The organism is Mesorhizobium sp. B2-5-4, from assembly GCF_006441095.1.
Lineage (GTDB): Bacteria > Pseudomonadota > Alphaproteobacteria > Rhizobiales > Rhizobiaceae > Mesorhizobium > Mesorhizobium salmacidum.
The window spans coordinates 1-13714 of the sequence record NZ_VFUR01000026.1; the positions used below are offsets into that span (position 1 = coordinate 1).

Below are 13714 nucleotides of genomic sequence, written 5' to 3' on the forward strand. Positions count from 1 at the left end.
GGCGAGATCTACACCCGCCAGGAGCGCAACGGCATCCTGCTCGGTACCTATGAAAAGGCCTGCAAGCCGTGGTCGCCGGTCAACACGCCGTGGGATTTCGGCCATGAACTGCTGCCGCCCGACCTCGACCGCATCGCACCGTCGCTGGAAATCGGCTTCAAGCATTTCCCCGGCATCGAGAAGGCCGGCATCAAGCAGATCATCAACGGCCCCTTCACCTTCGCGCTCGACGGCAACCCGCTGGTCGGCCCGGTTCAGGGACTGACCAATTTCTGGTGTGCCTGCGCCGTGATGGCCGGTTTCAGCCAGGGCGGCGGCGTTGGTCTCGCTCTGTCCAACTGGATGGTCCACGGCGACCCGGGCTTCGACGTCTGGGGCATGGATGTCGCCCGCTTCGGCGAATGGGCCGGCCTGCGCTATACCAACGCCAAGGTGCGCGAAAACTATTCGCGCCGCTTCTCGATCCGCTTCCCCAACGAAGAACTGCCGGCCGCTCGCCCGGCGCAGACGACGCCGCTCTACGACACCATGCTCGCCAACAACGCCGTCATGGGTGACTCGTGGGGCCTCGAAACCCCGCTCTGGTTCGCGCCCAAGGGCAAGGAGCCGAAAGACGTCGTCTCCTTCCACCGCTCCAACGATTTTGGGCCAATCGGCGAGGAAGTGCGCGCCACGCGCGAGCGCGTCGGTGTCACCGAGATCGCCAACTTCGCCAAATACGAAGTGTCGGGACCGGGTGCGGAAGAGTTCCTCAACCGGCTGATGACCAACCGCATGCCGAAGACCGGTCGCATCGTGCTGACGCCGATGATCAACGAGTTCGGCAAGCTGATCGGCGACTTCACCATCGCCAAGGCCGCCGCGGACCGCTTCATGATCTGGGGTTCGTCGGCGGCGCAGAAGTACCACATGCGCTGGTTCGAAAAGCACCTGCCCAAAGACGGATCGGTGCGCATCCACCGTTTCGACCAGACACTGGTCGGCCTGTCGATCGCCGGTCCGAAATCCCGCGACCTCTTGCAGAAACTGGTCGATGTCGACATTTCGACCAAGGCCTTCCGCTTCATGGATTTCCGCGACATGGCGGTCGGCGGCGCGCCCTGCCTAGTCAACCGCATCACCTACACCGGCGACCTCGGCTATGAGATCTGGATGGCGCCGGCCTATGAGCGCCTCGTCTATAAAGCAATCAAGGATGCCGGCGAAGAATTCGGCGTCGTCGATTTTGGCATGCGCGCCTTGCTGTCGATGCGTCTGGAAAAGAACTTCCCGACCTGGTTCCGCGAGTTGCGGCCGATCTACGGGCCGTTCGAAGGCTCGATGGACCGCTTCATCAAGCTCGAGAAGAACGGCTTCATCGGCCGTGAAGCGGCCGCCAAGGAACAGGCGGAAGGGCCAAAACTGCGCCGCGTCTCCTTCATCGTCGATGCAGCGGACGCCGATGTAATGGGCGACGAGCCGATCTGGGCCAAGGTCAGCAAGGATTATGGCACGGTGGAAAAGCCACATGGCTACGGTGCGCCGCGCTTCGACACATCAGGCCAGGAAATACGAGGTTCAAAGGCCGCCGAAGGCGCGTCCGCCGTGCGCGGCATCGTCGATGGCGACTGGCGCGTGGTCGGCTGGGTGACGTCGGGCGGCTATGCGCATTACGTCCAGAAGTCGATGGCGCAAGGCTATGTGCCGGCAGCCCTCGCCGAGGATGAAAGTGCCGGATTGTTCGAGATCGAGATTCTTGGGTCCCGCCGCCCGGCCCGCATCAATGTCGAAGCGCCTTTCGACCCCAGCGGCGAGAAGATGCGAACCTGAGGTTTCGTCATGGATAGCGGGGCGCCAAAGGGAAGCTTCGGCCGCCACCGCAAGATCATGCCGTTTGTATCAGGCTCGATCGAAGCGTTGCGCGAAGCCTCCCGGGAGAAGGCGGCGGCGCTCAACCAGCATGTGCTGGGCTATGGTGCACAAGCTGAAGCGGAATGGGCGGCGGCAGGTATTGCCGCGCCCGACCTGCCGGCGATGCGAAAATACCGGCTCGAGCGCATCCGCGCCGAGCTGAAGCGCCGCGGTTACGCCGGCGCCTTGCTCTATGACCCCGTCAACATCCGCTACGCGGCCGATTCTACCAATATGCAGCTCTGGGTCGCGCACAACCCGACGCGGCATTGCTTCGTCGCCACCGACGGGCCGGTGGTGCTGTTCGACTACTTTTCCTGCGAGCACCTGTCAGACCATTCCGGCATCGTCGACGAAGTGCGGCCGGCGGTGTCGTGGATGTATCTCTACAGCGGCGAACTGACCGAGCAAAAAGTCCGCCGTTGGGCCACCGGTATCGCCGATCTGATCAGGGAGCACGGCGGCGGCAACAGCCGCATCGCCGTCGACCACATCAACCCGGAAGGCGTCGAGGAACTGGCGCGCCTTGGTGTTTCGATCGGCAATGGCGAAGCGGTGATGGAGAACGCCCGCTTGTTAAAGTCGCCGGACGAAATCCTCGCCATGCGCCGCGCAATCGTCGCTTGCGAGGCGGCCATGAGCGAGATGGAACATGCGCTCAAGCCCGGTATCTCCGAAAACGAATTGTGGGCCGAACTCCATCGCGGCAACATCGCGCGCGGCGGCGAATGGATCGAAACGCGGCTGCTGACGTCGGGACCACGCACCAATCCGTGGTTCCAGGAATGTTCGTCGCGGAACATCGAGACGGGCGACCTGGTCGCCTTCGACACCGACCTGATCGGCCCCTACGGCTTCTGCGCCGATCTCTCGCGCACCTGGCTGTGCGGCGATACAAAGCCGACCAACGAACAACGCGACCTGTTCCGCATCGCAGCCGATCAGATCGAACACAATATCGCGTTGATGCAGCCCGGCGTCTCGTTCCGCGACCTTGTCGAACGCTCAGCCATCCCGCCGGGAGACTGCTTCCCGACCCGCTACGGCGTGCTCTACCACGGCGTTGGATTGGCCGACGAATATCCAACCTTGCCGCATGCCAGTGACTGGACGCCAGACACGCCCGATGGCGTGCTTGAACCAGGCATGGTGCTGTGCGTGGAAAGCTATATCGGCCGGCTGGGCGGCCGCGAAGGCGTCAAGATCGAGGAGCAGATCCTGATCACCGAGACCGGCAACGAGAAGCTTTCAACCTACCCGTTGGATGCGAGGCTGCTCGGCTAGTCCAGCAAGCGCTTCGCGCATCGAGTGCAGGGTCTTTTCCGGCGTCGTCCTGGCGGTGATGTAAGGCAGGCCTTTGCGTCGTGCCGTCCAGCCGACGATCACGACCTTGCGCGCCGCCGGCTCGAAACGCTGCGCCAGCGCCCAGCTTTCGCAGTCGATCGCCGCGATATCCGCTCTGCCTTCGGCGACCGCCACGATCGAGTCGCGATGGCCGCCGCTTTCGCCGCTCGATGAAAATATGTCCAGGTTTTCGCCGGCCGCCGCTTCAAGGTCGCGCGTCAGCGCGATGATGCCCGACATGGAATCGAGGCTGTTGAAGGTAAAGCGCCTGTCTCGGATGAGATCGAGCGGCAGCAAGGCCTTGCCGTCGGCGGGCGACCGAACCTCCGGTCCCTCGCCTGCCCGCATAACCAGCGCGCTCGAATAGAGTTCGCCCTGTCCGCCCTCATAGGCGTCATAACTTGGCTGGCCAACCACCTGCACATGCCGGGACAGGCCGAGTTCCATCGGCCCCCAGCAGGCCTGCGCGAACAACAGTGCCGGATGCAGCCAGAGCTTATGGGAATCGAGTTCATCCGGCGGCAGCGTCGCCGGATCCGGAGCAATCAGGCCCCCCTGAGCCTCATGGATACCACCCGGCACGACCGGCAGGTCGCCATTGCGGCGCACAATGCTTTGCGGCGCACCGATACCCTTCCGCCGGAAGGCATCGCGCAACACCGCCCATTGGGCGTCGACCTCGTCACGCGCCTCCGGCCAGTCATACATCGGCAACGCCGCAATCAATTCGCTCATGCCGATATCAAACCACCATGCCGGGATAAAGGATCGCAAAAACGCGGCGCCCAATCAGAATTGGCCGACACGGTATCCACTCTACGCGCGGATACTATTCCTTGGGCGGTTCGGCGGGAACCGGCGCGCTGCCAAGCCCACTGATGCTGCGCGCCCTGACGCGCGGCTTGAACGCCCTGCCCGGCTCGGGCGCGCGCCGCAGAACCGGATGCACGATCGGCTCCTTGGCCTTGAAGGCATAGGATCTGAGCAGCGCGAAATAGTTCGGGTAGGCATAGCCATTGTTCATCCGCAGCCAATCCTCGCGCCGGTCACGGAACAGTTTCGGCAGCCGGTACCAGGCGATGGTCGGGCTCTTGTGATGGACAAAATGCAGATTGTTGTTGAGGAACAGGAGCGACAGCGGCGAGCGCTCGACAATCACCGTGCGGCCTTCCGGATGCTCCGACCACTGATGCTCGGCATAGGTGCGGATCGAGATCAGCGACTGGCCGAGCCAGACCGGCACCAGCACATAGAGCCAAACCGGCATGCCGAACCCGAACTGCACGACCGGCAGCACCACGACGAGGCCGATCGCATGCAGCAGCCAGGCCTTGCGGATCGCCTTGTCGCCGGCGATCGCCTGCTTGGCGTCGTCGATGAAGAAGCCGATGCAGGACAGCCATGGCCCCAGCACGAGGCGACCGGCCATCGTGTTGTTGACCTTCAGCACGAATTTCATCAGCGGCGGCAATTCTTCGTGATGCCACAGAGCCTTATAGTAGCTCTCGGGATCGTCCAGCGGATCGGTCAGCCGCTCGTCCGCATGGTGGCGCAGGTGAATGGTCTTGAAGCGGCGGAACGGCCAGGCGAGGCCGATCGGCAGGAAGACGAAAGCTTCGTTGACGAGGGCGTTGCGGGTCGGGTGACCATGCAGCACTTCATGCATGATCGAGGACTGCAGAGCCAGCGTAACGGCCATAACGACAAGGGCCAGGATGGGATAGGATGGCCAGAGGAAGAGACCGGCAACGAACCAGACACCGTAGCAGAAGAAAGCGAGAACCACGGTCGGCCATTCGATGGCCGGTCTGCTGCTTCGCCGAATGCTCTTGCCAGTCATGCTATCGACCACTGTCCCTCAGTCGCCGGAACCCCAACTGGTTCCTGACAGCATTGTGTCAGGAGAAGTGATTCCACTCAACGCGACAAAGTGCACAAAATGTTGCGATTGCGCATTTTTGACCGCATATGTTGCACATTGTGAACAGACTTAGGGATTCGTTTACGCCTCAAGCGCCTATTCACCGGGCTCGAGCGCAAATTTTTCCTCCAGAAGACGGAAGCAAAGGTATGGACAAACGCGATCTGTCGACGATCTTCCGGGAGCGTCTGAAGCTCCTCCTGACAAGGTCAGACCTCAACCAGTCGGCTTTCGCGTCAGCAGTCGGCATCGATCGGTCGGCGCTGTCGCAACTGATGTCGGGCGCCTCGACGCGCCTGCCGCGCGCTGAAACGCTGCTCAACATCGCCGCCGAATTCAAGGTGTCGCTGGATTGGCTGCTTGGCCTCAGCCAGGACGAAGGCGTGACCGGCGAAATCCGCGAAAGCCTCGAGATCGAGGAAGCGCCCGACGGCTTCGACCGCACGCTGCTGGCAAAATGGTTCGCTGAAGCGGCCGGCACCAAGATCCGTTATGTGCCGGCCGGCATTCCCGATCTCCTGCGCACTCGCGCGCTCGTCGACTACGAGGCCAACATCACCAATAGGAGCCGCCTGGCGCAGGCCAGCGAGACGCAATACCGCATCGAATACAACCGGCGTCCGGAAACCGACATGGAAGTCTGCATGCCGCGCCACACGCTGGAGATTTTCGCCCGCGGCCTCGGTGTGTGGGACCGTTTCCCGGCGGCAGACCGCCAGCAGCAACTTGCCCATATGGCGACGCTGCTCGACGACCTCTATCCGACCTTCCGCCTGTTCCTCTACGACGGCCGCATGCGCTATTCCATCCCGCTCACCATCTTCGGCCCCTACCGCGCCGCCATCTATGTCGGCGACATGTATGTGGTGCTGAACGCCACCCAGCCGGTCCAGGCCCTGACCCGACACTTCGACAATCTGATCCGCGCCGCCGACATCAACCCGCACGAAGCGGCCGCTTTCGCACGCAATCTGGCCGGCATGTCGTTCGCAGCAGGCGCTGTCTGAGCGCGCTGGATACCGCGGGATCGTCAGATCCGCCTCTATGCCTGCCATTCCGACGTCGCAATTTGATTGACTAGATATAAAGACTTGTTTATATCCTTATTCGAATTCCAGGACATGAAAGCCAATCCGATGACGATGCCCAATCCGATCGATGCCCTGCTGGCTGAAAAGGGTGTGCTGCTGGCCGATGGCGCCACGGGCACCAATTTATTCGCCATGGGTCTGGAGGCCGGTGAGGCGCCGGAACTGCTGAACGAAACCGCGCCCGACACCATCACCCGCCTGCACCAGAATTTTGTCGACGCCGGCGCCGACATCATCCTGACCAACTCCTTCGGCGGCACCCGCCTCCGGCTGAAGCTGCACCATGCGCAGGATCGCGTCCATGCGCTGAACAAGCGAGCGGCCGAGATTGCGCGGGCCGTTGCCGACAAGACCGGCCGCAAGGTGATCGTCGCCGGTTCGGTCGGCCCAACCGGCGAATTGCTGGTGCCGCTTGGCGCCATGACCTATGACGAGGCGGTTGACGCCTTTGCCGAGCAGATCGAGGGCCTCAAGGAAGGTGGCGCCGAAGTCGTCTGGATCGAGACCATGTCGGCGCCCGACGAAATCCGCGCCGCTGCCGAAGCCGCCATCCGCGTCGGCATGCCCTACACCTATACCGGCTCCTTCGACACCGCCGGCCGCACCATGATGGGCCTGCTGCCGAAGGATATCCACGGCGTCGCCGATGGCCTGTCGCAAGCCCCGCTCGGCGTTGGCGCCAATTGCGGCGTTGGCGCCTCCGACATTCTGGCCTCGCTGCTCGACATGACCGAGGCGAAGCCGGAGGCGACCGTCATTGTCAAGGGCAATTGCGGCATCCCTGAATTCCGTGGCACCGAGATCCACTATTCCGGCACGCCGGAATTGATGGCCGACTATGTCCGGCTCGCCGTCGATGGCGGCGCCAAGATCATCGGCGGCTGCTGCGGCACCTCGTTTCAGCATCTTGCCGCGATGCGCAAGGCACTCGACGCCCACACCAGGGCGGATCGTCCGACGGTCGAAAAAATCGTCGAGCGCATCGGCCCGATGCGCAATAAGGTGGCGACGGCAAACACCGCCGAGACCAGCGAAGCCCGCCGCGAGCGGCGCCGCGGCCGCGCTTGACGCGATTTCTTAACGGCTATTCGGTGTTGTCGGCGTAGCTCGACTGCGCCGACTTGAAATCGACGACATTGTCGCCGCGCATTGTCGCAAGCGCACCCGATGCACCGGGATCGGTGATCTGCTCCAGCATGGCGCGGAAGCGGTCGTTGGTCAGTGCCGACATGGCGGTGTGACGCGCCTGCGCGACATCATCGCTGATGCGTCTGGATTCGGCTGGCGGGGCTGATGAAACCGCCGAAGCATCCCGTGCCGGCGGAGTCGAGTTGGCGATGGTTCTGATTTGCAATTCCGGCTCCCTCAAGCCTTAGACATAACCGGCGTAACGAGAGGAAATTGCGATCCGGTACCGGAAATGCGGCGCAATTTAACGATCCGGCGCGCTGCCCTAGGATCTGTTGAGATTCAGGTCAGGCCGAGCCGAAAACAGTGACTTTCGAGAACCGGAGCGGAGCGTACTTTAAGCACGTGAGCACCGGAAGCGCAGGAAGCCACTGTTTGCAGGCCGGCATCACCTGAATATCAACAGATCCGAAAAAAGGCCGGCAAGGGAAAGTATCCCTCGCCGGCCTGCCTCACCCGCCCGTGGGCCGGTTGTCAGAACGATCCCATCATCTGAAAGAAACCGGCCTTCATCGCCACTACCGGTTGCCGCCCAGCGCCGAGGCAAGGCGCACAAGCGAAAGGAACTCGGACCTGTACCCAAACGGGTCGGCTCCTCGGGCGGCAGTGGCAATCTCCATGATCTTGTCGTAGCCGAACTTCGCGGTCGCATCCTCGTCGCGCAGCTTCTGGCCGAAGGCCGCGACCGCGACGGAGAAACGCTGGTCGGCGCTCGCCTGGTCGAAGGACGACACCTCGTTGGCCGAGGTTACCGGCGTGGTGATCAGCTTCGAGACATCCTCGTTCGGCAGCTTGTAGCGGATCTTGACGAAGGCATATTCGCCCGCATTGGCAACGCCGCCATTGTTCACCGTGGCCTGGCCATAGCGCAGCGGATCGATCTGCTCGCCGCCACCGCCTTTGGGCGTGATCTCATAGATCGCGGTGACCGAATGCCCCGAGCCGATATCGCCGGCATCGACGCGGTCATTGTTGAAATCCTCACGGTTGAGCGCCCGGGTCTCGTAGCCGATCAGTCGATATTCGGAGACCTTGTCCGGGTTGAACTCGACCTGGATCTTCACATCCTTGGCGATGGTGAACAGCGTCGAGGACGTGTCCTCGACCAGCACCTTCTCGGCCTCGGCCAGCGTGTCGATATAGGCGGCGGTGCCGTTGCCATTCTGGGCAATGGTCTGCATCATTTCATCGTTCAGATTGCCGCGGCCGAAACCGAAAACCGACAGGAATACACCGGTCTTGCGCTCGCTCTCGATCAGCCGCTTCAGGTCGTCGTCATCGGTCTGGCCGACATTGAAGTCGCCGTCGGTGGCAAGCATCACCCGGTTGACGCCGTCCTTGACGAAGGACTGCTGGGCAAGCTTGTAGGCTTCCTTGATGCCGGCCTCACCTGCCGTCGAGCCACCGGGCTGCAGATTGTCGATGGCATTGAGGATCTTGTCCTTCTCGGCAATCTTTGTCGGCATCAGCACGGTGCCGGCGTCACCCGCATAGGTGACGATCGAGATCGTGTCGTCGGCCTTGAGCTTGCTGACCAGCAGCCGGAACGCCGACTTGAGCAGCGGCAGCTTGTCCGGTTCGTCCATCGAGCCCGACACGTCGATCAGGAAGACCAGATTGGCCTTCGGCTGCTCGGTCGGCTTGATGTCGAAACCCTTGATGGCGACATGCATTAGCTTGGTGTGCGCGTTCCACGGCGTCGGCATGACGCTGACGGTCGAGTTGAACGGCGTCGAGGCCGAGTCCGGCCCCTTCCAGTCATAGGGGAAGTAATTGATCATCTCCTCGACGCGGACCGTATCGGCTTGCGGCAGGTAGCCCTGCTTCAGCGAGCCGCGCACGAAGGAGTAGGAGGCCGTGTCGACGTCGATCGAGAAGGTCGAGACCGGATCCTCGAGTGCGGCATGCACCGGGTTGGTCTTGAAATCCTCGATACGGTCGCGGTTTTCCTCTTGCGGCTGCATCTGGTCGGCCGGGATGGCCGCCGGCTGTTGCGGGGCCATAAGCTTGGACTCAGCTCCCTGGACGCGACTGGTCCGCGCGGCATCGGGCGCGGTTGGCATGAGACCGGCACTCTCCCGTGAAACTTCACCGGTGGGTGCAGGCGCCGGCCTGGAGGCTCGCAAAGTCCCAGACTCCATCTCCTTGCCGCTGTAAGTCTTCAGGTCAAGCCTCGATGATACAGTGGGGCTCACCGGCGCGTTCGGTTGTGCTGCGCCACCGGCGGCAGTCGATTCGGATTTCGGCGGTGCGGCCGGCGCGAGGGCATCGCTGGCATCGCGACTTTCCAGATCCGCGTCGGCCTTCTTGTCCTTGGCCGGCACAGTGGTCACGGCCGGCTCATTGACGGCCTGATCTCCCGGAGCCTGCTTGGGCAATGGCTTCAGCGTCGCTGGCTTGTCGGCCAGCATCTCGGTGATCTTCTCGTCGCCGCCGAACGGCGAAGGCTGTTCCCTCAGCATATGGAAGGTGGCGTATCCGGCGATCGGCAGGGCGACGAGCCCGGCGATGGCCGGCGTGGCAATGAGTTTCTTTTGCATGATCTCGCTCCAGAGCTTTTGTGCTCGCTCTGTGAGACGAAGGCCGCCGACTGATCCTTGGGTGACGGCGGAAATATTCTGCTGGTCATAAGCGCGCAGGGCGGCCTCGAAGGCGCGCGCCTTCGCGCTCTCGCCGGGCACCGGTATTGCCGCGTCGCGCAGCTTTCTGAGTTCGTTGTCGTCGACCATGGTCACACTTCCCCGGCTGAACGCATCAACGTCTTCAGCCGTTTCTTCGCTTCATGGATGTGCCAGGAAACCGTCGTCTCCGAGATCGCCATCGCCTCGGCGGCGGCCGCGTGGCTCAAACCTTCGCCATAGACAAGCATCACGGCATCGCGCTGCTTGTCGGGCAATTGCCGCACCGCCGCCCACAGCGCCTCGGCGGGGTCTTCGCTCTCGGCCGGGGCCTCGCCCGAAATCAGCGCATGGACGCCATAGGCCTCAGTCTTGACGGTCTCGCGCGCGGTCTTGCGCATCATGTCGCGCGCGGCGTTCATCGTCATGGTATAGAGCCATGTCGTGAACGCGCCGCCGCCGCGATAATCGCGGATCGCCTTGCCGAGCCGGACACAGACTTCCTGGGCGATGTCTTCGGCATCGGCCTTCCTGCCGCACCAGCGATAGGCGGCGCGATAGACGAAGTCGTAGTGACGCTCCAGCAACTTGCCAAAGGCCCCCCTGTCTCCGCCCTTCGCCCGCCCGATCAGCTCGGCGTCGGAGGCTTCGCTCACATCCAGCATCATCGCCATCATTTGCCCGTTGGACGAAGGCTAATGGCTAATCCTTGGGGTGATGGAAAGATTTTTTTCGAATTGGGACTTTTGCACCTGGAGCGGGTTGAGATTCAGGGCAGGCCGGCTCCACCAGGATATCAACACGCCTGGCCCGCCGCCCAGCCCGACGACCACGCCCATTGGAAATTATAGCCGCCGAGCCAACCCGTGACGTCGACGACTTCACCGATGAAGAACAGTCCGGGTATCGATTTCGCCTGCATCGTCTTCTGGTCGAGGCCATTGGTGTCTACCCCGCCAAGCGTCACTTCGGCCGTACGGTAGCCCTCCGAACCGGCCGGCTTGATGCGCCAGTCGTTGACCGCGGCCTCGACGGTTTTGATCTGGGCCTCGGAAAGATCGGCGAGGTTGCCGTCGAGCCCAGTTCGCTCGGCTATCGCCTGTGCCAGCCGTTTCGGCAAATGATTTGCCAGCACGGTCTGCACCGCTTGCCGGCCATTGCCACGCCTGGCGGCGCGGACGAGCTCAGCCACATCCGTGCCCGGCAGCATGGCGACGCGGATTTCATCACCCTCGCGCCAATAGGAGGAGATTTGCAGGATGGATGGCCCACTGACGCCGCGATGCGTGAAGAGCATCGCTTCGGAAAACCGCGTCTTGCCGCAGGCAATCTCGGCGTCGACGGCGTTCCCGGCCAGGGGCGAAAGCCGTTCAAGCGTTTTTGCATCGAAGGTCAGAGGCACCAGGGCAGGCCGTGTTTCGACGATGGCAAGGCCAAACCGTTCGGCAACCTCGTAGCCGAATCCCGTCGCGCCCATCTTGGGGATCGACTTGCCGCCACAGGCCACGACCAGGGACTGGCAAGAGACCGCGCCGGTGGAAAGGGCGAGTTCGAACCCTTGCACGGTTTTGGCGACCGTCTCAACGCGGGTCGACAACACCAGCTCGGCATCCCCGCCCCGCATTTCCGAGACCATCATGTCGATGATCTGGCGCGCGGAGCCGTCACAAAACAGCTGCCCCAGTGTCTTCTCGTGATAGGCGATGCCGTGGCGTTCGACGAGCGCGATGAAGTCGCGTTGCGTATAGCGGCTGAGCGCCGAGATGCAGAAATGCGGATTCCTCGAGATAAAATTCTTCGGGCTCGCATGGATGTTGGTGAAATTGCACCGGCCGCCGCCGGAGATGCGGATCTTTTCGCCAGGTGCCGCCGCATGATCGAGGATCAGCACCGAACGGCCGCGCTTGGCGGCCTCCACGGCGCACATCATTCCGGCGGCGCCGGCGCCGATGATCACGACATCATAGGATTGCATCAGGCTGATCGTTCCCGCATGACCCCGCGCCGCATTAGCCGGGCGAGGCGCTCATTCCGCCTGATACCTCCAATGTGCCGCGCGGCCAACAGGGTGGGCGAAGGCTCAGACCAACGTTTCTGCGAACAAGTCAGTCAATCGCTTCCAATGCCGCTCGGCACCGGCTGCATTGAAGACGCTATGGTCGGGCACGCACCAGCCATGCGCCATGCCGACATAATTCTCGATCGCGTGGTCGATTTCAGCGTTCCGAAGCGCCTCTTCCAGCCGCGTCGACTGCTCCGGCGGAAAGCTCCGGTCGACACCGGCCATGCCGACATAGACACGCGCCTTGATGGAGGCCGCCTTGCGGTGCGGACTGTCGGCGGCATCGCTGGCGAGATTGCCGCCATGGAAACTGGCGGCGGCCTTGATCGTGTCTGGATACGTCGCAGCGGCGTTGAGCGCCCGCGCTCCGCCCATGCAATAACCGACGGTGCCGATCGGCCCGGTGACGCCTTCGGCGGACATTGCCTCGAGAAACGCGCCGCTGTCGCTGATGGTCATCTCCTGCGTCGTGCCGGTGACCAGCGCCATCAGCGCTGTCTTGGTCTTTTCCACGGTGAAGGCGGGCTTGGCGTCGAACGGATCGTAAGGCGCATTGCGATAGAAGAGGTCCGGCACCAGCACCGCATAGCCCTCGCCCGCCAGCCGTTCCGCCATTTGGTCAAGCGCCGGGCGTGGACCGAAAGCGTCCTGATAGAGGATGATGCCAGCTTTGGCTGGAGAGACGTTGGTCGAGCGGAACAGGCCAGCCTTCGCCACGCCGTCACGGGTCTTGATCTGAAGGTCCTGCTTCGCCATTGCCTGCTCCGTTGATCAGATGGGCGATACATATCCGCGCAAGCGGCCGCGGCAAGGCGGTTGCCTGAGTCCGCCAGTCAACATTTCGTGGGATCGCGTGACGCGCTAAAGATCAGCGAATGCAGCCATATGGAAGGCCTGAACCTCTGCCGGATAGCGGTAGCTTGTGCCATAGGGGCAGGCATTGCGGTCAAGGCAACCGCCAGTGCGGCACGGCCCGCCATTCGCTCCCCGAACATGCGCCAGGCAGGGCTGGTAGGCGAACCCTTCCGTGGAATAGGCATCGACCGGGCAGGATTTCAGGCACGGTTTCTCGACACATGCGTCGCAGAGATGGATCGCTTCGCAAGGCTGCGGAAGCGCTATCTCCTCCTCGAACAGCAACGCGCCGCGATAGGCATGCCACAGCCCATATTGCGGATGCATGAGGATGCCGAGCGGCGACGGCCTCAGCCCCTCCGCCCGAACAGCCCATTGCTGGAACGGCAGGTAAGGCTTGTCCGACGGCGAAACGGCGCGCGCGCCAAACTTTTCTGCTACAGCGCCAATCACCTGCCGCGACCAGGTGTCGAGCGGATTGGCGATCGCCTGCGGCTGCTCTTCCCGCCAGCGCAGGAAATGCGGCCAAGGCGCGGCACCCGCCTGCCCCACCAGCAGGACGGACTTTGCCGGCGCGCCCGAGACCCCATGAGGGGCACCGTCGTGATGGGGAAAAAGAAAGCCGCCACGCAGGATGAGGCCGTTGGCGCCAAGCGCGGCCGTGATCTCCCCGATCATGCCGCGCACGCAATCATCCCTTCTTGTCCGGATCGGAGAAGGCGCTCCGCCAGACTTCCTTGTGGAT

12 protein-coding genes are annotated in these 13714 nt (G+C 62.8%); 4 read left to right on the top strand and 8 right to left on the bottom strand.

Features of this window, described 5'->3' with window-relative positions; translation table 11 throughout:
- Both FJ492_RS25050 and FJ492_RS25055 read left to right on the top strand, forming a co-directional pair.
- Positions 1-1809 (top strand): FAD-dependent oxidoreductase (locus FJ492_RS25050; RefSeq protein ID WP_140772768.1); only part of this gene is annotated, 1809 nt, incomplete at its 5' end.
- A gap of 9 nt (positions 1810-1818) precedes the next feature.
- A complete protein-coding gene (locus tag FJ492_RS25055; protein ID WP_140772769.1) occupies positions 1819-3174 on the top strand; it encodes a Xaa-Pro peptidase family protein in 1356 nt (451 codons plus the stop codon).
- On the opposite strand, the gene FJ492_RS25060 is transcribed toward FJ492_RS25055, so the two are convergent.
- Both FJ492_RS25060 and FJ492_RS25065 read right to left on the bottom strand, forming a co-directional pair.
- The gene (locus FJ492_RS25060) at positions 3139-3969 is read right to left on the bottom strand and encodes a PhnD/SsuA/transferrin family substrate-binding protein (RefSeq protein ID WP_140772771.1); all 831 of its coding nucleotides are present in this window, start codon (positions 3967-3969) and stop codon (positions 3139-3141) included. The two genes, FJ492_RS25055 and FJ492_RS25060, sit on opposite strands and share 36 nt — an antisense overlap.
- 94 nt (positions 3970-4063) lie before the next feature.
- Complete coding sequence (locus FJ492_RS25065) at positions 4064-5074, bottom strand: fatty acid desaturase (protein ID WP_181166749.1); 1011 nt, start codon at positions 5072-5074, stop codon at positions 4064-4066.
- A 230-nt stretch (positions 5075-5304) separates the two neighbouring features.
- Between FJ492_RS25065 and FJ492_RS25070 the strand changes: the two genes are divergently transcribed.
- Both FJ492_RS25070 and bmt read left to right on the top strand, forming a co-directional pair.
- A complete protein-coding gene (locus FJ492_RS25070) occupies positions 5305-6162 on the top strand; it encodes a helix-turn-helix transcriptional regulator (RefSeq protein WP_140772774.1) in 858 nt (285 codons plus the stop codon).
- Positions 6163-6291: 129 nt separating this feature from the next.
- Positions 6292-7314, top strand: coding sequence for a betaine--homocysteine S-methyltransferase (bmt, locus tag FJ492_RS25075; RefSeq protein ID WP_181166754.1), 1023 nt, complete (start codon positions 6292-6294; stop codon positions 7312-7314).
- Between the two features lie 16 nt (positions 7315-7330).
- On the opposite strand, the gene FJ492_RS28895 is transcribed toward bmt, so the two are convergent.
- From FJ492_RS28895 to FJ492_RS25105, 6 genes are all read right to left on the bottom strand, one after another.
- Positions 7331-7600: a hypothetical protein gene (locus tag FJ492_RS28895; RefSeq protein ID WP_181166750.1), complete on the bottom strand. Its 270-nt coding sequence runs from the start codon at positions 7598-7600 to the stop codon at positions 7331-7333.
- Between the two features lie 352 nt (positions 7601-7952).
- Positions 7953-10163 carry a VWA domain-containing protein gene (locus tag FJ492_RS25085; RefSeq protein WP_140772778.1) on the bottom strand — a complete coding sequence of 737 codons (2211 nt, stop codon included), beginning with the start codon at positions 10161-10163 and terminating at the stop codon, positions 7953-7955.
- Between the two features lie 2 nt (positions 10164-10165).
- On the bottom strand, positions 10166-10726 hold the full coding sequence (locus FJ492_RS25090) for an RNA polymerase sigma factor (RefSeq protein WP_140502645.1): 561 nt from the start codon (positions 10724-10726) through the stop codon (positions 10166-10168).
- Positions 10727-10848: 122 nt separating this feature from the next.
- Positions 10849-12027 (bottom strand): NAD(P)/FAD-dependent oxidoreductase, encoded by a 1179-nt coding sequence (locus tag FJ492_RS25095; protein ID WP_140772780.1) that lies wholly within the window; start codon positions 12025-12027, stop codon positions 10849-10851.
- A gap of 105 nt (positions 12028-12132) precedes the next feature.
- On the bottom strand, positions 12133-12870 hold the full coding sequence (locus tag FJ492_RS25100) for a dienelactone hydrolase family protein (protein WP_140772782.1): 738 nt from the start codon (positions 12868-12870) through the stop codon (positions 12133-12135).
- A gap of 105 nt (positions 12871-12975) precedes the next feature.
- Positions 12976-13656 carry a 4Fe-4S dicluster domain-containing protein gene (locus tag FJ492_RS25105; RefSeq protein ID WP_181166093.1) on the bottom strand — a complete coding sequence of 227 codons (681 nt, stop codon included), beginning with the start codon at positions 13654-13656 and terminating at the stop codon, positions 12976-12978.
- Positions 13657-13714: the final 58 nt, after the last annotated feature.